The organism is Rhodopirellula bahusiensis, assembly GCF_002727185.1.
In the GTDB taxonomy this organism is placed as follows: Bacteria; Planctomycetota; Planctomycetia; order Pirellulales; family Pirellulaceae; genus Rhodopirellula; species Rhodopirellula bahusiensis.
Window position 1 is genome coordinate 460,611 of sequence record NZ_NIZW01000001.1, and the last position, 26,505, is coordinate 487,115.

The following is a 26,505-nucleotide window of genomic DNA, read 5'->3' on the forward strand; positions in this document are numbered from 1 at the left end:
CATGTCCCCTCCGGATTCCAGCCATGAGTTCCCCCAGCGACGACGCGATTCTGCAATCCATTCGGCTGTATCGCGAAGCCCTTCAGCAAACGCTGGATCTGTTCGTCGAATCGGGAAAAATCGCCGAAGGCAGCTACGGTTGGCTGGCGGGATCGAACGAGCCCGAACCGACCGACAATGACAACCTGCCGCAGCAGATGGCCGACCTTCACGAAGGGTTCGCGATGAAGGTTTTCGCGACGATGGTGCCCGCCAGCACCGCACGCAACCTCGAACAACGCCAACTCGGTCGCATCCTGCTGGAACACGTTTGGGGCGAATCCGTTCAAGGCAGCAAACTGCACGAGGCAATCGATTGGCTGATCACCACCGCCGAAGGATTCTCCTGGTACGAAGTCACGCGGCCGTTCCTCGAACTGCCCTCGCTTCGCGACCGATGGGGCGAAGTCATCACCGCTGCGACTCGCATGGCTCACTTGATTGTGATGGTCGATGGCGATGACAGTAGCGTTGAACGTTCGCGTTTGCAGTCCATGCTCGATGGCCTCGAGAACGCAAAGCAAGTCGCCAAGTCACCGACCAGCGTCACCGCGCCGACCGTCACGTCCGAGTCACCGACTTTGGATCATCAAGCCGACCTGGACAACGCCCGCGAAGCCATCTCGTGGCTGAGAACCGAAGCCAAACGACTGCGTGAAGGAACTGGCCACGATGCCGCCAACAAGCCCACGCCAACGCGCGCCGGTGGTGGGCCGCCCGTGACGAACGAGCAATCCAAACCTGCCCCAAATGAACCTGCCGAGGTCGACGAACGAACTGCGGAAGAACGCTTGGCCGACGCCCGAGCCAAACTGGATCGCTTGATCGGATTGGACGCGATCAAGAATCAGATTCAAACGCTTGCGAACTTCCTGGCGATGGAACGCCACCGCGAAAAAGAAGGTTTGCCGACGACTAAGCCCAGCCTTCACATGGCCTTTGTTGGAAACCCAGGAACTGGCAAGACCACCGTCGCGCGGATCATCGCGGAAATCTATGGCGGACTGGGCGTGTTAGAAAAAGGCCATTTGGTTGAAACTGATCGCAGCGGCTTGGTCGCTGAATACGCCGGCCAAACGGGCCCCAAGACCAACGCGAAAATTGACGAAGCACTCGACGGCGTGCTGTTCATCGATGAAGCCTACACGTTGATCGACGAGAGCGGCCAAGACCAATACGGCCGCGAAGCAATTCAAACGCTTCTGAAACGCATGGAAGACCAACGCGATCGGTTGGTCGTGATCCTGGCGGGTTACCCCAAGGAAATGACCAAGATGATCCGCAGCAACCCCGGGCTCAGCTCGCGGGTCGGAACAACGATGCACTTCGACGATTACGACGCCGAGGCCTTGTGCCGGATCTTTGAACTGATCGCTGCAAAAGCTCAGTACGTGATTCCGACCGAAAGTCGACGGCGACTGCTGCGAGGCTTCACACATCTGTACTTCAATCGCGATCGGCACTTTGGCAACGGCCGAACGTCTCGCAACTCCTTCGAACGCAGCGTCCGCCGACTGGCAAACCGCATCGCAGGCTCAACGGAAATCACTCGCGAACTGCTGACAACGCTGCAGCCATCCGACATCGAAATCCCGGACCTGACCGACGCACAACTCGACGCGATGACCGAACCAAGCGGCATGATTCGAGTCACTTGCCCACACTGCGACACACCTCAAGTGATCGAAGACACAATGATGGGCACAACCACCAACTGCAATGCATGCCACGAACCCATGGACGTCCAGTGGGGCAGCCCCGTGATCGACTTGAAAGCCCCCGCCGAACCACAGCCCGATCAGGATCTTTCCACTTCGTAACCCGCCGCATGATGGACGGTTGATTGAGCCAACTTTCGATTCTTTGTGGGCGCCGTTTCGACGTTGGCCTAGACGGCTGAACGGTTGGGGCTGGACAGCCCATTCCTTTACGCGAGTTTTCATCCCGGTAGGGATGAAGAAAGACTGAAGTCGGAATCAAAGCAGACAGCCGATGCTAACACCGAAACGGCTTTGTAAATCAACGACAAGCGACTCACGTCGATCACAGCATTGCGACGGATCAACCCCGAAGCGGGCGATACAAATCCAACTCTTCGCGTCCCATCAGCTGCGAATAGATGGCTGCGATTTGACGCTGGCCTTCTCGCAACATCTCTTCCGCGTCGCTGGTCTCGATCTCGGCCAGTTCCAACCAATACTCATCCGCATCAGGCTTGGTGAAGCCACGCGAACCTACCGGCAACCCGGCCACAATCACACATTCGCATTGCTGTGATTCGGGCGAGTTGTCATCAGCATCACCAACACTGTGGTACTGCAGCAGGTAGTCCGGCGGGATTGAAACACCCGAGTCGTCGTCGCCTTCCTCTTCCTCGTCCGCGTCGTCAACAACGTCCACCGTCTCGACCGAAGTCACCATCACATTCGGCCACACCCGGCCTCGCAACAAATCCGACCGAGTCACCGCGAGCAGGCCATCTTGAATCCATTCACGAATCGTTACCGGCAGGGCCGCCGGAATCTCGTCCCCGCGCTGCGCCGCGATCGCATTGAAGGCCAAGGGCGACAAACTTCGGTCCGGCAACATCGGTGACGCGAGATCCCAACACTCGGCCAATTCACGACCGTTCAACCAATACCGGCCAAACCAATCGTCTCGAAACGTCGGGCCGATTCGCTGCGCTGATACGTCGACATTGGGACGGTCGGCCCATGCGTCCGCCCCACCAACCAAAGTCACGTCGTAACCGAGAAAACGTCCGTACAGAGCCGCTTCGATCCCCAACTCCGTGGTGCCAATCACAACGATGGAACCGGGAGGATCAAGAGTGGAATCATTCATAAAACTGAGCCGATTTCCGGCAAAACAATGCGTTTCGAAAGTGAAAAGGAATCACATCCCGCCAACCGGCGGTCGCGTATCCTCGGGGCTGTGCCCCAAACTCGCAAGTGGCAATTCAATCCGCCGGTACAGTCGCGACTGAAGGAATCCTTGGTTGAGCGACTGGGTTCGGTGAACAGTCCATTCGGTCGCACCAAAAAAATCTTCCACAGGGACCAGCGATCGAGAAACGAGCCCCGTTTGCCATCTGAAAAAGCGATGCATCACACCGCTCCAAAATTGTGCTCGATGGCGCCGCCACCCTGAAACTGGCATCACAAAGTCAACGTGATAGAACCACCCTCTCGGTTCGACCAAGTTCATCCATCGCGGCAATTGGAGACGCAACTCTGGTTCAGTGAAACAGTCCAAGAAGAACGGAGCGATGACACATGCGAATGCCGCACCGCCCGCATCCCACTCCCTCGCGTCCTGGCAAACCAAACGAACCCGATAATCAGCCCCTAATCGCGTTACACGTTGCTGCTGAAGCCGTAGCATCTCAGGACTTTGCTCAACGCTGGTGACTTGAGCATGAGGTTGCAAGCACAAGACCTCGGCCAACAAGCGTCCGTCCCCATCACCCAAAATCAAAATTCGATCGAGCTCAGGCAACTCCGACAACAAAGCCGTACGAGCCCGTTGCAGATCATTGCGAAACACCGGCTTCTCCAACAACCAATACCACCGAGCCAGCCGGTCGTAGCCGCGCACCGAGTCGCGAACGGTTTCGTTCAAAGAATCGCCCAGCAGATCATCGGTGACACGATCAACGACCAATCGGCCATCGGAACCAATCGATCAAACCAAGGCCTTCGCACATTCGCCGAAGCCGACCAACGACTGCACTCACTCAGCCCTCCGCCCCGCCGTCGCCACCAACACGCTGTCGCAAGCAACGCCGAAGAACCGGCGAGCAAGCAAGCGACCATCAACCAAGGCAACCATCCCACGAAGCCACCGGCTCCAGCCAGACAAGACACAGCGAAAGTTGCTAGCGTTCCACGTCGTGAATTTCCTGAACGACTCGCGTCGTAGTTTTGATCCGCCACCGATTCACGCTCTGCAACCGCCCAGCAATTCGCGGTGAACAAGATCGCTGATGCGGCACAAGCCAACGCCAAGGAAACACTCGGGGATTCCAACCACGCGATCAGGCTGACTCCCGCAGCGAAGATCACACCGATCTGAACTTCTTTCGCGAAAACGTGACGGACGGTGGAACGGCCGGGCCAAAAATGAACTCCGGCGCCGTATGCCAACACCAAAGTTGCAACCAACAACCCCATCCGAATCGCAGCCGCGTCCATCCAAACCACCACCACCGAACTGGCCGCCAACAACACAACCGTCCAAGCCAACACCCAGATCCTCGCGTGCTGATGATGCATCCGGTGACGAACCAAGTGTGGACGCGACAGATCCAATCGCGAACCATCCAGCAATCGGTCGGCGACATAGATCAGCCAAACGACGGCAGCTAGAACGAAGGACTCATGCCAACGCGGCGTTCGATCGCAGAACGCGAGCAAGAACACGAACTGCCAGAGCATCGCCACCAAGGCTGCATCGAGCGACAGCACGTTCAGCCAACATGCCAACGGCAAACGCTCAGCCGGCGTCACCGATTGTTGAATCGAGGCCAGCGTTGTTATCGGCGTAGGGCTTGGCTCAGGATCCTGCACCTTGAACAATCCGGTTGGACAACGTCCCCACGCCACCGATGGTGATGTTCACAACGTCGTCGGGAAGCAGCGTGAAATCGCTGGTCGGAACAATCCCCGTTCCGGTCATCAAGAACGCTCCATCGGCCATCGTGTTGTCGCGTCCCAACCACTGAACCAAGTCGTCAAACTTCCGAGCCATCTCGGCCGCCGACGTGGCTTGATCGAAAACGATGTCTCCGGCGCGAACGATCTTCAGATCCACTGTGATGGCATCGACCGAAGGCAACTCATCCATCAACGTGATCCACGGCCCCAGCCCAGCACATTGGTCGTAACACTTGGCTTGAGGCAGGTACAAAGGGTTCTCCCCTTCGATGTCCCGCGAACTCATGTCGTTGCCGACCGTCAATCCAACGATCTTCAACTTCGGGCTGAGCGCCAACGTGATCTCGGGTTCCGGCACATTCCAAGTGGCATCGGTTCGAATGCGAAGCGGTTGCAGATGGCCGCTGACGCGTGAAGGAGTGGCTTTGAAAAAGATCTCCGGCCGATCCGCGTTGTAGACCTGGTCGTAGCAAGACGCCGCAGCTTCGGACTCTTCCATCCGAGCCGTTTGGCTGCGTTTATACGTTACACCTGCCGCCCAGACCTCTTGTTGATCAATGGGAGGCAACCACTGCGTCGAGTCATTGATCGCCATCGGCTGATCGCGGGCCAAGGACTCCGCTGCTGCTTTAGGATCTTCTGCTGCCAAGATCGCCGAGAGCGTTGGCAATTCCGTGGTCGTTTGAAGCGGGATCAGGTTGCCGGCTTCGACCAAGGCAACACGAGTCTGGCCAGCCGAATCAATGCATTTGGTGATATTCATGCCGACAAGATAACCGCCTCCACGCCCCGTCAGAAGACCTCAAGGGGCAAAAGGCATCCCTCGCGAGAAAGCGTCCGAGAACGTTCAGCGGACGACGGCGACTTCAATTTCCAACCCAGGACCAAACCCCAGCATCAACCAAGGGCCAGGAACGTCTCGCTGCTGAAATTTCTGGAGAACAAATCCGAGGGTTGCCGACGACATGTTGCCGTGCTCTCGCAACACTTCGCGAGAAACATCGAGCGCATCCGAAGGCAACTCCAACGCGGTTTCGACGGACTGCAAAATCCGAACACCACCGGGGTGCACCGCCCAACCGCCGATCGAATCCAAATCCAATCCTGATTTCGCCAGCCAAGGCACCAGAAATTCGCGAAGGTTAGTTTCGATGAATCCAGGCACGCTGGCCTCGAGCGTCATGATGAATCCGTTGTCACCGATTCGCCATGTCATCGCATCGTGGCTGTCTCGGATCAGGCAGGACCCCACCGAGACAATTTCACCAAGTGGTGATTCGACACTCGACTCAGGACAATCGTCGCCCGCCACGATCAACCCAGCCGAACCATCCGCGAACAGCGATCCGGAAACGATCCGTTGAGCGTCGTATCCGTATTGATAGTGCAGACTGCAAAGTTCGATGCAAACGATCAACACAACCGCGTCGGGATCAGCAGCTACCAAACCGCGCGCAGTTCGAAGAGCGTTGACCAAACCATGGCACCCCATGAAGCCAACTTGGATTCGCTGGGTCGTGATCGGCAAACCAAGCTTGTCGATCAACTGCACATCGATTCCCGGCGCTGTGAACCCGGTACAAGTGACGGTGACAACATGAGTAACATCATCGGGTGAGATGCCACTGCCATCCAAAGCCCCCTGCCCGGCTCGACATGCGAGCGTCGGTGCTTCGGCGGCAAAGCGATCGTTGCGAGTGGCCATGGTCGGCCCGCGATCACAACCTTCTTCCAACGGTGGGTAGAACGACTGAGTCAGCTCACCAGCGTCACCTTTTTCAACCAACACACTTCCGCGGGTATCCACACCCGTTCGACGGTAGAGCTTCGCCAATTTCAAAGCTTGCTTCTCATCCTCGCACGACATGCTTTGGGCACAAAGAGTCGAGAACGCTAGGTCAGCCTTGTGCGTCGGCTGTGCCGTCGCAATGGATAGAATCTGGGCAGTCATGAAGAGACGTGAGTCCGAAGAGAAGCGTCCGCGAAGCTCGATGCGGTGCGATGGATGGTGGACGTTGTGTCGAAACGCGGTCCGTTTGCGAGACTACGAGTGAAAGGAGTCGCCAACCAATGAGCACGTCGTAGACCATGACATGCTAACCAGCGAGCCGGACGATATCGAACCATCCCGGTGACCCACCGGCACAATTGCCGACGGCGGGTTTGAAACTTCGTTGCTCGAAGTTCCCAGTTTGCACCAAAATCGGCTCCACCGTTAGGCGTCATCTGCTGCAAGCGATACAAAGCCCACAAATCAGCCACCGCCAATCCGCCTTCAATCCCCCAGGTCATCCCCTCCCCCGTCAGCGGTTCGACATAGCCGGCTGCATCCCCAATCGCGACGATTCGCCCCCGCCCACTGAGACGCCTGCGTCTGAGCGGTGGTGTGGTTTGCCACTGGGCAACTTCGGTGAACCAGTGACCCAGTTGCTGAGATTGGGCCGAGTTAAAAAGCCCCGAACCCAACAATAACGCCAGGATCTGCTGCTGAATCCCCTGCCGCCCACCTGCGACGTCGGACGTTGATTTCCGTCGAGGATGAATGGCCGCGGCGATGTCCAAATCCCCATTCGGTAGCCGCACGATTCCCACATAGCCATCACCTCCGCAATGCATTTGGATCTCGCCGGGATCCAAATGCCACCCGACTTTGCTCGCGTCAGACTCGCTCACATGAGCGGATAGCCCCATCGGACCATTGGGTGTTTCGACCCAATGCAAATCGGCCGCATCGCGTTGCCGAAAACGACCGGTCAACCCCGACGCTACGACCACCAAATCGAATTCCTCGAGCGATTTGCATCCGGTGTCGACCAAAACCTTTTCACCGGACTCCGAAACGATGGTCGCCTCACAGGGCTGACGCACTTCCACGCCAGCCTGCACCGCCAGGCTCAACAAATGCTGATCCAAATCAGCTCGCGAAAGGGCGCTGCCTTCTTGAATGGGAACGCGAACACCGCGGACGAATTCACCTGCCGCTGCCACACTTTCAGTATTTTTCGGTTCCTTTTCAGTGGTCTGAAAGAAACCATGGAAGAACGTCGTTGGAACGCCACGTTCTCGAATCGATTGCCCAACGCCGATCGCATCCAACGCCGCCAACCCAGCAGCACCCAAGCAACAGCCGCAGACTTTTTCCCGAGGGAAGACAGCTCGTTCGAACAAGGTGACGCGGGCGCCCCGCTGAGCAAATCGAATTGCCGCGGCTGATCCCGCCACGCCAGCACCGATGATCGCGACCTTTCCCATTCCCAGCGTTTCGTCAACTCCGTTCACGGAATCGCGCCCGACAAAATGGGTGATGGTGTTCCCGCCAACTCTGCCACGCACGCCTGATCAATCACGGCCAAGAACCGGCACGGAAAGGATATGCGTACCGGAATGTCATATCCCATTGCTTGCCGGAGAAGCCGCGAAAACTCGGGACGACTGAACGCAGATCGGACACTCGTGGTCGCATCGTGGTGAACGACATCGCTTCGCGAAACCAGGCGAGACGCAGCGGCAACCAAAGCCAAATTGACCGTTGAGCGATCCAGGTCACAAATCAGCACGGACCGTTCACTCACTCGCCACATTTCCTGAATCAAGCGAACCGCCTGATAGTTTTCCAGGTGATGCATGAACAGCGAATTGGTCACCACATCAAATCCTGAGGGCAACCCATCGGTCAAACAGTCTCGCACAACCGTTCCCAAGGTGACGTCAGCCGCCTTGGCCGATTCCGACGCGAAGTCCATGGCGGTTTCGCTGCAATCCAACGACGTGACTTCCATTCGAATACCTTGCCGTTTGGCTCGGCACAACCAATCGATCGGCAAATCGGCGCTGCCGCTGGCAACATCCAATACGCGCAGAGATCGACGTGGTTGCTGCGAGGCCAGTTTGGCCAACCGCGGGTAGAAGACTCTCGATACCAAACTGATTCGGTTCAACCGAGCCAATCCAACCAATGCCTGGCGATGTCGATCTGGATCCAAATTGGGATCGTCCATCCACTCATCACTGCGAACGCGTGTGGAGCTCATGATGGTGATGCGACAACCTCATTGACCAACTCTTCGCCGCGGCTGAACGCGCCAATGCTCTGAAGAGTGGTTTGAGCAATCGTTTCCAAAGCCTCCCGAGTGAAGAAGGCTTGGTGTGAAGTCACCAACACATTTGGGAACGTCATCAAACGCGAGAGCACATCGTCTTGCATGACTTGCTGAGAAAGATCTTCAAAGAACACGCCTGATTCCTCTTCATAGACATCCAAGGCGAACCCGCCCAACTGCCCGGACTTCAAACCTTCGATGGCCGCTGACGTGTCCACCAATCCGCCGCGAGATGTGTTGACCAACATCGCACCGCGTTTCATTTTGCTCAGCCGGTCTGCGTCGATCAAATGGTGTGTCTCTGGTGTCAGCGGGCACTGCAACGAAACCAAATCGGACTCGGCCAGCAATTGTTCCAGCTCAACATACTCGCCAAGCTTTCTGGCCTCGTCGTTTGGATAGGGATCATACAATAACACCCGGCAACCAAAGCCGACGACGATCGACGCCAACGTGCGACCAATCGCACCGGTTCCGATCACACCAAAGGTTCGGCCGTGCAGATCAAATCCCAAGAAGCCGTCAATCGAAAAGTTGTTTTCACGCACCCGATTGTAAGCTTTGTGGATCTTCCGATTCAAAGTCAAAATCAGTCCGATCGTGTGCTCCGCCACCGCGTAGGGCGAATAGCGAGGAACTCGAACGACACGGACTCCCAACTTTGCGGCAGCATCCAAGTCAACATTGTTGACGCCCGCACATCGCATCGCGAGCAAGCCAATTTCAAGCTTCCCAAGTTGCTCGAGAACCGATGCATCCAACGTGTCATTGACGAACGCACAAACCGCATCGCATCCATCCGCCAACACCACCGTTGATGCATCCAGGCGGTGCTCCAAGAAAACAAACTCGTGCTCGAACTCTTGCGAAGCCGCTGACAAGAATTGCTCATCGTAGGGCTTGGTGCTGAAGCAGGCGATCTTCATGAGCCGTTCTCGTGGTGCACAGTTTTTCAATCAATCAAAAATGGTTTCGAAGCAAATTGTATGCGGTCGTCAGTCCACTGATCACGATCCGGTTGCTGCGGCGTCACCCGCAACGCTTGAACCGCCAACCATCCGCGAGTCACCATCGCCGGGACGCTGCCCCGATGCCGAGTCCACTCCACGCCAACGAATGAACAGCGTCACCAGGCTGGCCGCGATGACGATCAGACTGACCCATTGCGAGATCGATAATGAAGTTCCGAACTGGCCCTTTTCATCCACTCGAATCCATTCCAACACGATTCGAAGCACGCCGTAGGCAATGAAACCAATCAGCATCAAGACACCCGGTCGACGTCCGCCCGTGAAGGCTTGCTGTTTCGCGGTGTCATCGGACTGCGTGGGGCGTCGGTGCAGGATCCGTTCCACAACCAGCAAAACGACAAACATGATCGCTGCAAAAACGGAACTGATAATTTGCGTGCCCCAAACAGGCTCCGCAATCGACGGCAAGTCCTGAGGCGAGAATCTCTTCAAAACTTCGTCACCCTTTAGCACGATGACACCCGGCAAGGCTTCCTCCGCGGGACGATTCAACGGAACCTCGTCTCGGTAGGATGGATCCAGGGCAATGGTGAGCGTTTGTCCCGCTTCGACTCCCGCTTGACTGGCCAATGAATTTGGACGCACGGAATCCACGACCATGCGTGATTGACCAGGCCGCGTCTCTTCTTCTGAGACGACCGGCTGGCCCTCAATTCCCAACAAGTCGCCTGACAACAATTGTTCCGCGTGGACTTGCGAGCCAGCCGGGAACCGAACCGCCAATGGCCCCGCTTCGCATTCACCGCCGTAGCAGCAACCGTTCATCAAGCACCCCAACCGTCCAAACAGCAATCCCACAAACACGCAGGGGATGATCACATCTCCGATCCGCCAGATCGGTGTCTGATGTCGTTTCAAAGCGATCAACGAGGCGATAAACCCGCCGATGAAACCGCCGTAGACGACCAATCCACCTTGGTTGAGTGCCGCCATCGACATCAGCGTTTCGCCCCAGGTCGGTCGCATGAAATCTTGGAAATACTGAGTGACGTAGAAAACGCGTGCGCCCAACAGGCCGCCGATGAACGTCCACGGTGCCAATTGCAAAATTGAGTCCGCTCCCAATCCGGCACGCTCGGCCCGCCAAGCCGCCAAGCCAACCGACGCAACCGCGGCCAGCATCAGGAACATCCCGTACCCGCGGACCGCGACACCGACTGGATCGCCCAGCGTGTTGACCAATTCGGTTCTCGGAACCACCACGACCAGGATCACCGCGGCCATCAGGGCGAAGCCTGAAATTTGGCGAGCGGCAGCGGAGGCCCCAAGGCCACCCCGGCGAGATTCCCAGCCGATGAAAGCCAAAACGGCGATCACCAGGAACATCAACGCCCAACCAATCCCGAAAATGGGCCAGCCCGCGAATTCGTGAGGGATCAAAAACAGCGTCCGACGCATGGTTGCCTGTCGAGAGAGGGTCGTCCGTCAAATAGGTGCGGAATTCGCACAGGTTTTCGCCGCCGCAAATTTCGCGTGGCACAGGCCTGTATCGTCGCATCGTTCGGCTCTAAACGATAGGCGAATTGGCTTCCGACAACCGTTGCAGGCAGTTCAAACCGACCGAACCGCCGCGAGGAAATGGCGAAATGACGTGAACTTGGGTATTTTCTTTTGGTTGAACTATACTGACGGCCAAACCTAGATGGCGAGTTTGTTATCCTTGCCTCGCGAGCCGATCGTCTCGCCCAAACCGGGGCATGCGTCCCGAACAATCTGCATCCTGCTTTTCCGACTTTGACTGAGGTTCCCATCCATGCCCAAGGCTCTTTGTCTAATTAGCCTTGTGGCGTCCATCTTGCTGTTGGTGCTGTTTGGAGCCGATTTGCTGTTGGGCGTGGCTGGAATGAGCGACATGGCCCCGCTTGGCTCAGCCAGCATGCTGATGAACCTTGGATTTGTCGTTTTCGCTGGTCTGCTGGCCTTCCTCAGCTTCACCACCTATCGCGAACAACGATAGCGAACCCGCTGGCGAAAAATCTTCTTCGCCGCTCTCTTTCGAGCCGTTCGCTGAAACGCTCGCCGCTGCAAAGCAGCCCCCATCAGTCTGCGCCGCCGGCGTATTCGCTGGCGATCTTTCCCGCCCCGCCGCTCGCGATCTGGCACGGACCCCGGTGACGACCGCCGATGAACTAAACTGCTGGCCCGGTCCGACCACCCCCATGCCTGCGTCGCACCGCCTGGGCTGACTCACGTCGCCCGCTTCCCGCCTTCATCCTCCCACCCCACCTTCCCGCCGGAGTTGTCTCGATGCCCCACTCGAATTCCCTCCCCCGCCGTCAATTCCTCGCCACGAACCTGGCCGCCGGATCCGCGCTGCTGGTGGGATCATCCTCGATTGCCTCCGCCCAGGATTCCAAGAGCGAAACTGGCCCGCTGGAAACGTTTGTCCCCGTCCGCACGATCACTCACGGCCCAAAATTTCACTGGTTCGGTTACTACGACAAACAAGAGTTCGATCCAACCGGCCGATTCGTGTTGTCCAACGAAGTGAACTTCGAAGGCCGCAGCCCGAACGCCGAAGATCGCATCGGCGTGGGCTACGTCGACACAGCCAACGATGACCAATGGATTCCGCTCGGCACCAGCCAAGCCTGGGGATGGCAACAAGGATGCATGCTGCAGTTCGTCGGCCAAGACGGCAAACGGGTTCTCTGGAACGACCAAGATGGCGACCGGTTCGTGTGCCGCGTTCACAACCTGGATTCAGGTCAGACCAAGACGATCGATCGTCCGATTTACACGATCAGCCAAGACGGCCGGACCGGTTTGTCGGCGGATTTCCGACGAATCAACAACCTCCGCCCAGGCTATGGCTACTCCGGTTTGGCCGATCCGCACGTCGATGAGCGTGCCCCGGAAGACTCCGGCGTGTGGCGTGTGGACCTGCAAACCGGTCGCAGCGAACTGATTCTGTCCCTGGCCCAAGTCGCTCAGTTGGCGTGGCCCGATGGCGACAAACATGCGGACGCATGGCACTATTTCAATCACTTGCTGATCAATCCATCCGGCACCCGTTTCATTGTGCTGCATCGATATCGCCCCGAGTTCGATCCGTCGACACTGCAGTACAAAGGCGGATTTGTCACGCGAATGTTGACCGCCAACATGGACGGGTCCGATCTGTGCGTGCTGGATCCTTCCGGGTACACCTCGCACTTCATCTGGAAAGGCGACGACGCCGTGACCATGTGGACTCGTCCCGCCGGCCAACCCAATGGCTTCTATGTTTTCGACGACCAAACCGATGTCGTTCGGCCGGTCGGTGTCGGTAAGATGCCAACCAACGGGCACAACACGTATCTGGCCGGCGACTACGGTGACTGGATCCTGAACGACACCTACCCAAGCCGCTCCCGGCGCCAAACGGTTTATCTGTATCACGTCCCAAGCAACCGCCGGTTTGACCTGGGGCATTTTCCGTCACCCAAACGCTACACCGGCGAATGGCGTTGCGACACGCACCCGCGATGCAGCCCCGATGGTCGAACCGTTGCCATCGACAGCCCCCACGCGGTTGACCAGAACGAAGGCGGACGCCAAGTTCACTTGCTGGACATCGGCGAATTGCTGGATGCCAACTCGTGACACCGCTTCCTTGGTCTTGATCGCCCCTGGTTTTTGAAATGACGACTCCCGTCGAACCCGACGCCCTGATCGCCTCTCTCCGTGAACGAATCGGCCAACACCCGGACCCTGAAACCGGGCGGCCCATCGACAGCACCGGGCAATTGGGCGATATCACGCTGGACGGCGACACGGTCAAACTGTCCGTCGGAATCACGTCCCACTGTCAGCCCATCGCTGACGAGATCGCGGACACCATTCGCGATCTGGCACTGACCGTTGCACCAGGCAAAACGATCGAGGTGCAAACACCTGTTCATGATCGCCCGCCCGCTCGCTTGGGCCAGGTCGGCTTGAAAGCCAAAAGCGTCATCCTGGTCGGCAGCGGCAAAGGCGGCGTCGGCAAGAGCACCGTGGCGGCATCGTTGGCTTTGACGCTTCGTCGGTTGGGTGCCAACGTCGGCCTGATGGACGCCGATGTGTACGGCCCCAGCGTTCCACACCTGCTCGGACTGTCCGGCCGACCCGCCATCTCCGAAGACAAAAAGATCGAACCAATTCGACTTGGGCCCAACGGCGAATCAGGAGTCCCACCCGAAACCGAAGGTGCGATGCCGGTCATGTCGATGGGTTTCTTGCTGGAACCGGATCAGGCTGTGATTTGGCGTGGACCGATGCTGCACGGATCGATCCAACAATTCCTTCGTGACACTTCGTGGGGCGAACTGGATTACTTGGTCATCGACATGCCACCGGGCACCGGCGACATCGCGTTGACACTCTCGCAGGCGATCCCAATCACCGGCGCGGTGGTGGTTTGCACTCCGCAAGAGGTCGCGTTGCTGGACGCTGTCAAAGCCATCAGTATGTTCCGCAAGGTCAACATTCCGATCGCCGGCATGGTCGAAAACATGAGCGGCTTCAATTGCCCGGATTGCGGCAAGACCTATGACATCTTTGGTCGTGGTGGTGCCCGCGACAAAGCCGAAGAACTCACTGTTCCGTACCTGGGCGGATTGCCGATTGACATCACCCTCCGCGAAGCCGGCGACGCGGGTAAATTGGCCGAGGTCCTGGCGAATGACCAGCGGGCTCGAGCGCCATTCGATCAGGTCGCTCGATCCTTGGTTCGCAACTTGGCCGCGAAAGCTGCTTCGGCGCCGCCCAAAGCCTCGCTGCCGACGCTGTAGAATCAGCACGTCGTTTGACCTGGCTTGTCCTCTCCCCACCCCATCGAGTCCACGATGTCACCGCAATCACGTCCCGTCGCTCTGGTCACCGGCGCCGCCACCGGAGTTGGCCGAGCCTGTGCGATCGGGCTGGCTCGGCAAGGTCACGATGTCGTGATCAACTACTCCCGCAGCGAGGCCGAAGCCAAACAAACCGCCACGGACGTGGAAGCTCTCGGCGCGAAATCCATGTTGGTCCGGTGCGACGTTTCAATCGATGAAGACGTCCGTGCCATGCTCCACCAAATTCGCGAAAACTTTGGTCGACTGGATTGTTTAATCAACAACGCGGCGACGACTGAATTCATCGAACACTCCGATTTGGAAACGCTCACGGAACCGATGTGGGATCGCATTCTCGGCGTGAATTTGAAAGGTCCCTTCTTCGTCACGCGAGCCGCCGCTGAATTGCTCCGCGAAGGCGAAGGTGGCTCCGTGGTCAACGTCAGCTCCGTTGCGGGAATCACTGGATCGGGATCTTCCATCGCTTACTGCGCTAGCAAAGGCGGCTTGAACACAATCACGAAATCACTCGCACGATCTCTCGCCCCAAAAATTCGCGTCAACGCGGTTTGCCCGGGCCCAATCGACAGTCGCTGGATTCGAGAAGGCAATCCCAACTGGGATCTCGAGGCGATGGTCGCGGACTACCCGTTGCCAAAGGCATCCCAGCCGGAAGACATCGCCGACGCGGTGCTGTTCTTCGCAACGGGAACCAGCATGACGACTGGGCAATTGCTGTCTGTCGACGGCGGACAGACGCTCGGCTGATTCCAGACCGAGTGTTCAGCTGTCTCGCCGGTCACTCTCACTCCGAAGAAAAGGTGGAACGATGCATCCGTATGTCGCTGAGTTGATCGGGACGATGTTCCTGGTCCTGTTTGGGAATGGAGTGGTCGCGAACGTTGTTCTCCCGAAGACGAGTGGGAACGACGGTGGCTGGATCGTGATCGCTGCGGGATGGGGAATCGCCGTTTTCATCGGAGCATTTTGTTCGAGTGAATTCAGCGGAGCGCACCTGAACCCGGCCGTCACATTCGCGATGTACTTGGCGGACGATAGCTTCGGTCTAGTCGACGGCGGCGGATACATCGTCGCCCAGATGTTGGGTGCGATGGCCGGAGCGTTGCTGGTCTACGTGTTCTATCGCGAACATTTTCGCACAGCGTCGGACGACCCTGATGGTATGCGAGCCTGCTTCTGCACGGCCCCACAAATCCGCAAACTTCCTCAGGCGTTCCTTTGCGAAACGATTGGCACCTTCGCGTTGATCCTGCCGATCTTCTTGATGGTGGCCCCCGGTTTCAGCTCCGGTCCAGAACCCGTCGACAGCGATCCGGTGCTCGGCCTTGGATCAATTGGTTTGTTGCCTGTTGGTCTGCTTGTGTTTGGTATCGGGCTGTCGCTGGGAGGGACAACGGGATACGCAATCAATCCGGCCCGAGACCTGGGCCCTCGGCTGATTCATGCGTTGCTGCCTATCAAAGGAAAACAAGGGAACGATTGGCAGTACGCTTGGGTTCCCGTGCTGGGGCCGCTCACCGGTGCCGCCTTGGCTGCCCTGGTCAACGCGTTGTTGTAGGCCTTGTTGATCTGCCAGTTGGACACAAACGCAGCTTCTGAATCAAGATCGTGCCCGGCCTTCGCGTTCGATCTTTTGTTGCAACTGATTGGCTCGCAAATAGCGACGTTCGACCAACTCGCTTGTGTCCATTTCTTGCGTGTAACTGGCCACCATGCTGACCAGTTTGATGTGGTCGATTGGCTTTGACAAATAATCGTCACAGCCTCCGTTGAGACATCGATCTCGATCGCCCTTCATCGCATCGGCGGTGAGCGCGATGATCGGCCAATCGATCCCAGCCGAACGCAGAAGCGCAGTCGCTTGTAGCCCATCAACCACGGGCATCTGCATGTCCATCACGATCAAGTCAAACGGGTCGCCCGAATCGCGAGCCTGAATCGCCGCATCAACACCTTGCTGTCCATCTTCCGCCGTGTCGACTTTCGCCCCGGCCTTTTCGAGAAAATGCTGGCTGATGTGGCGAACGTCTCGCCGGTCATCGACCACCAACACGCGGCAATCCAATGTCGGTGCTTCGGCAAGTAATTCTTCCGGTCGAGGTGGTTGCCTGACCAAATCCGGCTTCACCAATTCGATGCCTTCGACCGTGTGAACGGGCAGTCGAACGTAAAAAGTCGAACCTTCGCCCAGCTCGCTTTCCAGCGACATCTCGCCTTCCATCATCTCAATCAATCGCTGACTGATGGCCAGCCCCAACCCGCTGCCGCCATATTTTCGCGTCACCGAGGCATCGCCTTGCGAGAACGGTTTGAACAAGCGGTCTTGCTGCTCTTTGCTGATTCCAATCCCAGTGTCGACGATCGAAAACTCAACTACCGGCGGATCCGCACCTTCCATGAAGCGAACTTTCAAACGCACATCGCCTTCGTCAGTGAACTTGATCGCGTTGCCAATCAAGTTGATCAACACCTGACGCAATCGAGTCGGGTCGGTTTCGATGGATTGTGGCACGCGGCCTTCGAATTCAACCTGGAAGTCGACGTTCTTTTCGTCTGCTCGAACTTGCATCAACGATTGAATGTCACCCACCAGTCGCGGCAACGGCACTGGCTCCGCATCCACACTGAGCTTGCCCGCTTCGATGCGTGACAAATCCAGGATGTCGTTGATCAACGACAGCAGGTGCTCGCCGTTACGTTTCATGATCATCACGCAGTTGCGGTTGTCGGGATCTTCCAAGTGGCCCAACAACACATCCGCGTAACCCAAGATGGCAGCCATCGGAGTCCGAATCTCGTGGCTCATGTTGGCCAAGAATTCGCTCTTGGATTGATTGGCCGCCAAAGCGATTTGCTCGCTGCGTTGCAAACGTTCTTCCTGCCGTTTGCGTTCGGTCACGTCCGCGACCGTTCCATCGAAACTGGTCAGCACCGCCGCTCCGCGACGCTTGCTCGCCCGAGCGATTCCCTTGCTCGACACCCAACGGATCGAACCGTCTTTGTGCACCACGCGGTACTCCACCGAATACGGTGACGGATCCAAAGGCGACATCGATGCTCGCACCGCTTGCTTGACCCGAGCCCGATCATCCGGATGGATTCGTTTCAAAGAATCCTCGAACGTCATTTCTTTTCGTTCGACACCGTGAATTCGACGGTACCGTTCGTCGGTTTGCATCGCGTTCGTTTTGGGATCGATATTCCACGCTCCCATTTCCGCCGCATCCAATGCCAACTGAACCCGTTCCCGAGTCGCGTTCAACATCAGCGCGTCCCGCTCGGCTTTGCGTCGGTTGCGTTCGAGCAAGTACAGAACGCTGCCGACCAAAATCAACCCAATCAATGTGGAGGACACGGATGTCACGATTCCGCTGCGATAGGCTCGCGTCGCCATCGCCTCACGGACGACGAGCAGATCCTCCTCGATCTTCCGCATCGAGACGGCAAGATCCTCGATCTCACCCATTAAGTTCCAACCTGAATTTTCAATCACGGCGGCTCGGGCAGCGTCCGGACCTTCTTCGGCGTGAACATCGAGGACCGCGTCGAGGTGCCGAATGCGAGACTCGACCAATTTCTTCAGTTCATCGAACTTGGCTCGCTGAACCGCATGGTCTTGAGTCAGTTCCTCAAACTGCTTCAGTCCTTCCTCGGTACGCCGGACGGCTTCTCGGAAGGGATCCAAGTGACGAGAATCGCCGGTGATCAGGTAGTCCCGCTGGCCGCGTTCGGCGTCCATCACCGCGCCTTCGATCTCAGCCAACGACGCCAGCACTTTCAGCGTCAAGCCAACCTTCAGTCGTGTTTCCTGCAGTTCGCGAATGTTGTGGAATGCAATCACCCCACTGATGATCAACACGATGATCACCACTGCCACCGCCAGCGGATTGACCAAACTGCGAGTCAGGCTTCGTTGATTTTCAGTCGTTGTGGTTGAATTCACCCGTGTTTTCTTCCTCGAGTGAAAGAAGGCTTCGAAATGGGCGGCGTCAACATGACGGGCCTCGATGTCACCGACAGCTACCACTTCCATGCAAAAGCGAAGGGGTGTCACCTCTCTCGCAGAAGCTAAGAAACTCTTCCGCCTTCCATCCAGTGGAACTCACCCAGATTGACAACCTCGCGAGAAAGAAATTGAAATCCATCCGGCCGGTTTGGTCAATTCCGCTGCCCCATCACATTGAATCGACAAGCGATCAAGTTCAAAATCGCCGACGCGATTTGAGTGTATCCTCTCACCAGAAGCGACAAGGCGTGAATTCGCAAAGCATGGTGGACCGCCGTAAATATGTACAGGTTCCTTTCGTGGCCCGCTTCGACACCTACGAGACTTGCGTGTCAATGAATCGAGGCTTTGTTGCTATCAAACCAATCAATGAGCGCCCCGTTTTTCTGAAAACCAAGCCTTACCACTGGTGATCTTTTCATTGACGACAATTAGACAGAAAGCGAGACCTGCTTCGAATGCCCGCTGTGGAAGTGACGACCGAGCCTGAACTGCAAGAGATTGCGTGCCAATCGTGTGGTGCTGCGCTGACCGGTTTGTCAGGCATGCTGGCGACGATCTGTCCGTATTGCGCGTCGCCATCCGTGATCCAGCGACCTCCGTCGAAGAATCGTCCCACGCCGACATTCGCAATCGGCTTCGTCGTGGACCAAGACCGCGCGACCGAATTGGTCAAGCAATGGATTGGCCGATCTCACTGGTTCGCTCGATCCGATTTCAAACGTGCGGCACCGGACTGCACACGAGGCGTTTACTTGCCCGCCTACCTGTACGGCGCCGTCGCCGACACGCAGTATTCGGCTAGCATCGGTGAGAACTACACCGAAACGGAAACTTACACGACGACCGATTCCAAAGGAAAACGAGTCACACGGACTCGAACCGTCACCAAAACCGAATGGCGAAGCCTGAAAGGACATCATTCTTGTTACGTGCTGGATGTGATTGTGACCGCCTCGCAAGGCACCGACAATGAATCGCTGGAAGCCATCGAGCCTTTCGATTTACGAGCACTTCGACGCTACTCTCCATCGATCATCACGGGTTGGCTGGCGGAACTCCCGTCCAAAGACCAAGCCACCTGCTTTCAGTTGGCTCATGGTGAAACAGTCGCCAAGGTTGGAGCGCAGCTGAAACACTTCATGCCCGGCGACTCCCATCGCAACCTGCAACATCGGACTCAGCTATCCCGCGAAGTGATTGACCTCACGCTTCTGCCGATCTGGTGCTTTGCAATCCGGTACGACGACAGCCAACCTCCGGTGCAAATCTTGGTCAATGGACAAACAGGGCGAGTCGCCGGGAGGGTGCCAACTTCGACCACCAAAGTTGCAATCGTTGTCGGTGCTGTGCTGCTGTTCATTGCCTTCATCGTTCTTCTTTTCGCCCTGCAGTGAGTGGACGATGCCTGAAATCATTTCTCTTTGCTCTCGCTGTGACACGCCACTCGAACATGGTGATCTGCGTTGTTCCATTTGTGGACAATCGTCACCACCAAATGAAGCGGTCAAACAAAACGTCACGTCGAAAATTCTGCGGTGCAAAGGCTGCGGCGCGGCCGTTGCGTTCGATCCTGAACATCAGGCGTTGCGATGTTCGTTCTGCGATGGAATCGTTGAGATCGAAACGATCGTGGACCCAATGGAGCAAACCGAGGCCTACCTGCCATTCGTTCTTTCGCCCGATGACGCCCAGAGAGCTCTGCGGCAGTGGCTCGGCTCGCTCGGTTGGTTCCGACCGAGCGATTTGACTTCCGCCTCTCACGTCGACGATCTGCATCCGCTGTATTGGGTCGCTTGGGTGTTCGACACCGAGTGCAAAATCAGTTGGGCCGCTGATTCCAACGCCAATTCACGGCGATCGAGCTGGGCACCTCAATCGGGTCAAACCGATGTCGCATTTCAAAACATCCTCGTGTCAGCTTCGCGAGGTCTATCCCAAGCCGAAGCGGTCGCGGTCAGCCAACGACTCGATCTCCGCACCGCTCGAGCGACTCCCAATCAAGAAGACGGCGTCACGCGAGAACAGTTTGACGTTCAACGATCTCAAGCCCGCCGGCAAGTTCGCGACGCTCTGCGTTTGATGGCAAAGAAGCATGTCGAGGACACTCAAATTCCCGGTTCGAGCTTTCGCAACGTCCATGTCGAGACCGTCGTCAAAGGCTTGACCACGCGGCGACTCTCGTTGCCCGCATACGTGATGGCATATCGCTATCACGATCAACTTTACCGGGTTGTGATCAGCGGACAAAATGCCAAGGACCTGACGGGGACCGCGCCCTACTCGACCGCGAAAATCGTGCTTGCGATCGGCGGTGCCGTCGCATTGGCACTGCTGTTCTTGGTTGTAATCGCTGCGGCTCAGTGATTGAACTACTTCTTGCTGGATAGCTCGACCGTGCCGGCATCCCAAGCGTCGCCTTCGGGCACGATCCACTGCACCGACGACTTGTCCGGTTTCGCGTAGTGGCCGTTCAACCGATCGCCTTCTTGCGAACGCGTGACGATGTTGAATTCACTCCAAACAAACGTCACGTCATACGTTCCTGGCTTCACACCATCGCCTTGCGTCAGCGTGCTGATTTCGAAGCGACCGCCATCGGACGTGATGCCCTTCGCTAGCGTGGGTGCATTCGATTGAGGGTGCAGCTCAATCACGACCCCTACTGCGGGCTGGCCATCCACTTCCAACACACCGCTGACCGGAACCATTCCGTTGTCCGGCTTTTTGCCACCGCATCCGCCAATCAAACCGAGCAGCAGAACCAAACCCAAGCATTGCCCAATCTCCGCCACTGCCATCCTTCTTCGTTTCAACAACCTAAATTCCATCTTGGGCAATCACTTCCCGTCCACGTCGTGTGACATTCGAGGAAAAAACGAGCGGTTCGATACTGGTGTTGATGAAGCGAATGGATCCATCAGCAAACGCAAAGTGGCAGCCTCCCGCGTGAAAGCTATGGAAACCAAACCCGCGAGCGTTGGTGCAATTGATCGCACAGGGCCCACCAACTGGCGGCCAACTCAATCCACTTCGTAAAGAACCTTGCAACCAATGTTCGCCGTTGAGCAAATCGCCCCAACCGCCGCCTTCCACTCCGATCAGAGCAGCGGTCGCCACCGGATCTTCGCGACCGGCGCTGTAGACCACGTTTCCACCGGTGCGTTCACCGAACAAAGTTGTGTGAGACAAGCCATCCAAGATGTCAGCAAACCGGCCATCTTGATCTCCACCAAAGATCGGGCTGACGACCTGAAGTGCGCCTTCGCGACCGCCGCTCAGTGTCGCCCCGTAAGCGAAATTGGCATACGTACCACGCACGCCGGTGGTCGGTGAGAAATCAGCCGGTGCCAAGTTTGTCGCGGTGAACGGCAATCCAGCAGGATTGGAATCAAACAAGTAACGTCGCGATTCGATCCCGCCCGGTGACGAAGGGCACACAAACAACGACATCGGCGTCTGCAAAGCCGCCACATTGTCCGGGCTCAACTGATCAACCGGCAAGATGCTTCGATCAATCTGGTCGTACAAACCCTGCTGTTCCAACTGCGGCAAGATCGCCATCATCCAGTTGCTGCCATTGAATGACTTTGGCGGAGTCTCCAGCCACCAAGCTCGCGGCAATTTTCGGTACGCCGAGTGGTAATTGTGAATCGCCAGCGCGAGTTGTCGTGACCGGTTGCCGCAATCTGTTCGTCGTGCCGCCTCGCGCGCCGCCTGGACCGCAGGCAACAACAGCCCCACCAACATTCCGATGATCGCGATGACAACTAACAATTCGACCAGCGTGAATCCAAGTCGCGAATTCACAACCGGCTGTGCCGTCGGGCCAATTCCGCAATCGTCCACGTCAATTCGCAATGTCGTTCGTCTCATTGCCTCGTACCTGTTTGCAACCTGTCGATGCATTCACCCAGAGACACCGCACAGATCACTCACCCCCCGGCAGCAATTCAGCTACACACAAATTCGCGTGTTAAATGCTTGAGGGGCCACTCTTTTGACGCCCGCGATGTTCAAGGTGAAAAACCATGAAGAGTTCGCAGAATACACCGTTCTGGGGATACCCGGACGCCAAAAGGCGCGAAAATCCACCTTCTACTTCAAAACGGAGTCCCGAGAAACATTGCCGTCGTCAAAGGAGGAATTACACGACACAACATTTTGCTGGTCCGAGCCTCGGTCTGCCTTCAACACAAAAGGCCAGGGCTCATCGACCAACACGTGACGCCCAGGTCCTCAGGCGAAAGCGTCTTTCCAAGGTCCTGTGATGGCGCAGGTGATACCGGGACTTTGCAAGTTGATGAACAACCATTTTCCATCGGGGCTGAACGTCGCTCCGGCCCACTCTTTGGTTCGGTAGTCACCTCGGAAGCCGTTCTTTTCGCCGTGAAGCTGAACGTTGTTCTCAGCCAACAACTTCAACTTCCCATCTTGCGACAGAGTAAAAGCACGTTGCGGGTATTCGTTGGCTCCGTAGTCGTTGTCCTCGCACAGCACCAAACCGCCTTGAGGACTTACACACAGATTGTCGGGCATATTCAACGTCGGCTTGCTGGGTGATTCAAACAACAACTTCAACGTTTGCTGCTTCGGATCGAACTGCCAGATCTGTCCGGCCTTCGCCGCACCGCCACTCGTTGCGTCAAAGTAAACAACGCCGTTTCCAAACCAGCATCCTTCCAAACGAGAAAAAGCGGATCCGCCTTTGGCTTGCCCCTGTTTGAAACAACCCAACTCGTCCCCAACTTCGCCTTCCTTGGAAACGTTCTTCAATGACTCAGGACTGTGAGCCAATGTCGGGTCGTCGATCAAGTGCCAACGCACATCAAACTCAGCTCCATCTTGGAAGCCGCCACGTAAATCCGATTGGCCAACGATCTCGGCCATTTCCAAGCGTCCACCGTCTGCCAACTTCCCAGGGGTGTTTGGCAAGAAGCGATAGAAGCCGGATGTGGAACGATCTTCGGTGAGATAAACGATGCCGCTGTTCCGGTCGATCGCGACCGCCTCGTGAACGAAGCGTCCCATGTCTTTCAGTGGAACCGGATTGCCATCGTCATCGGTGTGCCCAACTTCGAAGACCCAACCATGAGTCTTTTCGAAAGTACGAACCTTGTCTTCTTTGTAGTGGTCGGCATCCAAAGGCCCCAGCACGGTTTCTTCGGCGGTCAACCACGTTCCCCACGGAGTCACGCCACCAGCACAGTTGCGACTGGTTCCTGAAAACACCACGCGACTGTCAAGCCATTCACCCTTGGCACTGTCAAATCGCAGTTCGGTGCAACCGGCTTGAGCTCGGCTGTCGTACGCATGCCCCGATTTGAACGCGATCGATCGACCGTCGTCGCCGATCTCGTGGTTTCGGCAAAGAGTCAACACATCGCCATCGCTGGCGATCACGCCCATGCCGTCGTGCGCCGCTGGAGTTGGCGTTCCATCGCCCATGATGTCACCCGTCCAACCAAACGAGCGGTACTGAAATCCTTCCGGCAGGCGAAGCAACGGCAGCCCCGTCGTTTCATCCGAAGTGGGACGCAAGCCACTGGAATGACTCGGTTGTTCGCCATGGACAACGCGTTGCCCCAATCCTGTCAGCGCCGCGGTCACGCCAAAGGTACCCAGGGCAGAAAAGTTGTCGCTTAAGAATTGTCGACGATTGCGATCGGTCACGGTACAGACCACTCCTATCAGGATGGTGGAACGACAAAGGCGGACGGGCCCAAGCGATCCGTTAAAATTGGCTTGGATGCTGAATTAGCTTGAATGCAACGGGCAATGGGCCCAGAACTGGCTCATCCCCGTTTTCGCGACAGAGTATCCAATTTGGATCCGATCGCCTCTCGCTGTTTGGCTGCAAAGGTCAATCTTCATGGTTTGTTCACACTAGGCTTCCCCCCGAACTGATGAAGTTTTCTTGAAATCCGATCACCCAACGCTGGCTCGCGTTGGTTCAAAATGAGCGGCCGATAAACTTCCCGCGAAATAGCTGACGTGGGCCAAGGGGACAATTGAGTTTGCCTCCCTGCTCTCTTTGCTCGCCGACGCCCTGCCGTTTGACATTCGTACTGCCGATCTCACCTGACTCACCCCCAAAGCCAACCATGTCACAACCCTCCATCACCGATCGCGTTTCTACTGCCGCCTGGAATCGCCGACGTTTCCTCGCGTTCTCCGGCACGCTTCCCGCCTACGTGATGTCGGCCCAGCATGCTTGGGCGGATTCCAAGGTTTCCTTCTCGAGCGATCCATTCAGCTTGGGCGTTGCCTCGGGCGAGCCCGATCATCGCGGCATGGTGCTTTGGACTCGGTTGGCGCCTTCGCCGTTGCTTCCCGATGGCGGCATGCCCGCCCAAACCGTTGAAGTGAAATGGGAAGTCGCCACGGATGATTCCATGCGAAACGTGGTCGCATCCGGCACTCACTTGGCCACGCCTCAACTAGGTCACTCCGTCCACGTCGAACTGAACCAACTCGAGTCGGATCGATGGTACTGGTATCGATTCCGATGTGGCGATGCCGAAAGCCCCATCGGTCGCACACGGACCATGCCGCTGCCGCATCAATTGCCCGATCAAGTTCGCTTTGCCGTTACGTCCTGCCAAAACTACGAACAGGGTCTCTTCACCGCCTACGAACAAATGGCCAACGACGATGTCGACTTGGTCTTTCACTTGGGCGACTACATCTATGAATACGAAGCCGGTCGCAACGGCAAGGTCCGCACGCACCACGGATCCGAAATCATGTCGCTTGGTGACTACCGCGTCCGCCACGCTCAATACCGATCCGATCCGTTGCTGCAAAACATGCACGCTCAGTGCCCATGGTGGGTCACCTGGGACGATCACGAATTTGACAACAACTGTGCCTGCGATATTTCAGAAGAGTCTGGCATCGACTCGCTCTCTTTCCTGACGCGTCGTGCCAACGCCTACCAAGCGTATTACGAAATGATGCCGCTTCGATTGCGTCAGATTCCTCGCGGAAGCGACATGCGTTTGTATCGATCGGCTCAATTTGGACGCTTGGCGGAGTTCTCGATTTTGGACACACGCCAATACCGAACCGATCAACCCAACGGCGATCGCAAGAGCCCGCTCAATGAGGCTGCCTTGGATCCAACTCAATCGATGCTGGGAACAAAGCAACGCGGATGGTTGTCTCGCAATCTGATTCGATCGACCGCGACATGGAACGTGCTGGCCCAACAAGTCATGATGGGAATGGTCAATCGTTCGGGCGATCCGGACAACCAGCAGTACTCCATGGATCAGTGGCCCGGTTACGCACATGAGCGAATGGATTTGCTGAACTACATCCGCGACCGACAAGTCAGCAACCCGGTCGTCCTAACCGGCGACATCCACTCCAACTGGGCCAACGAACTTCGCGTCGACGATCGCCAAACGGAACAAAGCCTCGTCGCCACCGAGTTCGTCGCCACGTCGCTTTCAAGTGGCGGCAACGGCCTGGACAAACCCAAGAACCTCGACGCGTTGCTGGCCGAAAACGCTTGCGTCAAATGGCACAACGCCGAGCGTGGCTACATCCGCTGCGATGTCACGCCCGAGAGTTGGAAGTCCGACTACATGGTCGTGGACGATGTGTTGAAACCGGGCGGCAAAACGTTCGCTCGCAATTCATTCGTCGTCGAATCGGGTTCCCCAAAGCTGAACCAAGCCTGATCGCAACAGGTTCTCTCGGTGAGAACATCAATCTGGATTGCTTGCAGCGCGACAAGCAATCCATAGACATCCAAGGGCTGTCGGCATTTCAAATGCGACAATTCGTTGAACTCGCATGCGCTTCCACCATCCCACGCCGAGTCCGATGAACTAGAATGTATCCCTCCCC

23 protein-coding genes are annotated in these 26,505 nt (G+C 56.9%); 10 read left to right on the plus strand and 13 right to left on the minus strand.

The genetic code is table 11. The features are described 5' to 3' along the window. The first annotated feature begins 23 nt into the window (after window positions 1–23). Entirely contained in the window at window positions 24–1,859 is a 1,836-nt protein-coding gene (locus CEE69_RS01845) for an AAA family ATPase (RefSeq protein ID WP_099258888.1), read from the plus strand. 241 nt (window positions 1,860–2,100) lie between these two features. Here the strand turns inward: CEE69_RS01845 and CEE69_RS01850 are convergent, their stop codons facing one another. The 9 genes from CEE69_RS01850 to CEE69_RS01890 all read right to left on the minus strand — a co-directional run bounded on the left by CEE69_RS01850 (window position 2,101) and on the right by CEE69_RS01890 (window position 11,223). Then, window positions 2,101–2,883, minus strand: coding sequence for a hypothetical protein (locus CEE69_RS01850; RefSeq protein ID WP_233214509.1), 783 nt, complete (start codon window positions 2,881–2,883; stop codon window positions 2,101–2,103). Window positions 2,884–2,934: 51 nt separating this feature from the next. After that, on the minus strand, window positions 2,935–3,702 hold the full coding sequence (locus tag CEE69_RS01855) for a class I SAM-dependent methyltransferase (protein ID WP_233214510.1): 768 nt from the start codon (window positions 3,700–3,702) through the stop codon (window positions 2,935–2,937). Then, window positions 3,657–4,547: a hypothetical protein gene (locus CEE69_RS01860; RefSeq protein WP_233214511.1), complete on the minus strand. Its 891-nt coding sequence runs from the start codon at window positions 4,545–4,547 to the stop codon at window positions 3,657–3,659. Before CEE69_RS01860 ends, CEE69_RS01855 begins: the two co-directional genes overlap by 46 nt. 46 nt (window positions 4,548–4,593) lie before the next feature. After that, entirely contained in the window at window positions 4,594–5,457 is an 864-nt protein-coding gene (locus CEE69_RS01865) for a fumarylacetoacetate hydrolase family protein (protein ID WP_099258892.1), read from the minus strand. Window positions 5,458–5,541: 84 nt separating this feature from the next. After that, entirely contained in the window at window positions 5,542–6,645 is a 1,104-nt protein-coding gene (locus tag CEE69_RS01870) for a type III polyketide synthase (protein WP_099258894.1), read from the minus strand. Continuing rightward, window positions 6,642–7,973, minus strand: coding sequence for an NAD(P)/FAD-dependent oxidoreductase (locus CEE69_RS01875; RefSeq protein ID WP_233214512.1), 1,332 nt, complete (start codon window positions 7,971–7,973; stop codon window positions 6,642–6,644). Before CEE69_RS01875 ends, CEE69_RS01870 begins: the two co-directional genes overlap by 4 nt. Then, window positions 7,970–8,725: a methyltransferase domain-containing protein gene (locus CEE69_RS01880; protein WP_099258896.1), complete on the minus strand. Its 756-nt coding sequence runs from the start codon at window positions 8,723–8,725 to the stop codon at window positions 7,970–7,972. The genes CEE69_RS01875 and CEE69_RS01880 overlap by 4 nt, the downstream gene beginning before the upstream one ends. Next, entirely contained in the window at window positions 8,722–9,720 is a 999-nt protein-coding gene (locus CEE69_RS01885; RefSeq protein ID WP_099258898.1) for a 2-hydroxyacid dehydrogenase, read from the minus strand. The genes CEE69_RS01880 and CEE69_RS01885 overlap by 4 nt, the downstream gene beginning before the upstream one ends. A gap of 81 nt (window positions 9,721–9,801) precedes the next feature. Then, a complete protein-coding gene (locus CEE69_RS01890; protein ID WP_099258899.1) occupies window positions 9,802–11,223 on the minus strand; it encodes a prolipoprotein diacylglyceryl transferase in 1,422 nt (473 codons plus the stop codon). A 355-nt stretch (window positions 11,224–11,578) separates the two neighbouring features. On the opposite strand from CEE69_RS01890, the gene CEE69_RS31800 reads away from it, so the two are divergent. The 5 genes from CEE69_RS31800 (at window position 11,579) to CEE69_RS01915 (ending at window position 16,200) form a co-directional block, all read left to right on the plus strand. Further along, a complete protein-coding gene (locus tag CEE69_RS31800) occupies window positions 11,579–11,782 on the plus strand; it encodes a hypothetical protein (RefSeq protein WP_143549131.1) in 204 nt (67 codons plus the stop codon). Between the two features lie 290 nt (window positions 11,783–12,072). Further along, window positions 12,073–13,410, plus strand: coding sequence for a hypothetical protein (locus tag CEE69_RS01900; protein WP_099258901.1), 1,338 nt, complete (start codon window positions 12,073–12,075; stop codon window positions 13,408–13,410). Window positions 13,411–13,448: 38 nt separating this feature from the next. Further along, window positions 13,449–14,579 carry an Mrp/NBP35 family ATP-binding protein gene (locus CEE69_RS01905; protein WP_099258902.1) on the plus strand — a complete coding sequence of 377 codons (1,131 nt, stop codon included), beginning with the start codon at window positions 13,449–13,451 and terminating at the stop codon, window positions 14,577–14,579. A 54-nt stretch (window positions 14,580–14,633) separates the two neighbouring features. Further along, complete coding sequence (locus CEE69_RS01910; RefSeq protein WP_099258903.1) at window positions 14,634–15,389, plus strand: SDR family NAD(P)-dependent oxidoreductase; 756 nt, start codon at window positions 14,634–14,636, stop codon at window positions 15,387–15,389. A gap of 61 nt (window positions 15,390–15,450) precedes the next feature. After that, complete coding sequence (locus CEE69_RS01915) at window positions 15,451–16,200, plus strand: MIP/aquaporin family protein (protein ID WP_099258904.1); 750 nt, start codon at window positions 15,451–15,453, stop codon at window positions 16,198–16,200. A gap of 42 nt (window positions 16,201–16,242) precedes the next feature. Here the strand turns inward: CEE69_RS01915 and CEE69_RS01920 are convergent, their stop codons facing one another. Further along, entirely contained in the window at window positions 16,243–18,675 is a 2,433-nt protein-coding gene (locus CEE69_RS01920) for a hybrid sensor histidine kinase/response regulator (RefSeq protein WP_099258906.1), read from the minus strand. 14 nt (window positions 18,676–18,689) lie between these two features. Between CEE69_RS01920 and CEE69_RS01925 the strand changes: the two genes are divergently transcribed. From CEE69_RS01925 to CEE69_RS01935, 3 genes are read left to right on the plus strand one after another with little or no spacing between them, the layout of a single operon-like run. Next, complete coding sequence (locus tag CEE69_RS01925) at window positions 18,690–19,061, plus strand: hypothetical protein (RefSeq protein WP_158230944.1); 372 nt, start codon at window positions 18,690–18,692, stop codon at window positions 19,059–19,061. Window positions 19,062–19,106: 45 nt separating this feature from the next. After that, window positions 19,107–20,045, plus strand: coding sequence for a hypothetical protein (locus CEE69_RS01930; RefSeq protein WP_099258910.1), 939 nt, complete (start codon window positions 19,107–19,109; stop codon window positions 20,043–20,045). Between the two features lie 7 nt (window positions 20,046–20,052). Further along, window positions 20,053–21,015, plus strand: a complete 963-nt coding sequence (locus tag CEE69_RS01935) for a hypothetical protein (protein ID WP_099258912.1) — start codon at window positions 20,053–20,055, stop codon at window positions 21,013–21,015. Between the two features lie 5 nt (window positions 21,016–21,020). Here the strand turns inward: CEE69_RS01935 and CEE69_RS01940 are convergent, their stop codons facing one another. The 3 genes from CEE69_RS01940 to CEE69_RS01950 all read right to left on the minus strand — a co-directional run bounded on the left by CEE69_RS01940 (window position 21,021) and on the right by CEE69_RS01950 (window position 24,321). Then, window positions 21,021–21,467, minus strand: a complete 447-nt coding sequence (locus tag CEE69_RS01940) for a peptidase associated/transthyretin-like domain-containing protein (protein WP_099258914.1) — start codon at window positions 21,465–21,467, stop codon at window positions 21,021–21,023. Between the two features lies 1 nt (window position 21,468). Then, window positions 21,469–22,524, minus strand: coding sequence for a DUF1559 family PulG-like putative transporter (locus CEE69_RS01945; protein WP_099258916.1), 1,056 nt, complete (start codon window positions 22,522–22,524; stop codon window positions 21,469–21,471). A gap of 363 nt (window positions 22,525–22,887) precedes the next feature. Continuing rightward, on the minus strand, window positions 22,888–24,321 hold the full coding sequence (locus CEE69_RS01950) for a PhoX family protein (protein WP_233214514.1): 1,434 nt from the start codon (window positions 24,319–24,321) through the stop codon (window positions 22,888–22,890). Between the two features lie 431 nt (window positions 24,322–24,752). On the opposite strand from CEE69_RS01950, the gene CEE69_RS01960 reads away from it, so the two are divergent. Beyond that, complete coding sequence (locus tag CEE69_RS01960) at window positions 24,753–26,336, plus strand: alkaline phosphatase D family protein (protein ID WP_099258920.1); 1,584 nt, start codon at window positions 24,753–24,755, stop codon at window positions 26,334–26,336. Window positions 26,337–26,505: the final 169 nt, after the last annotated feature.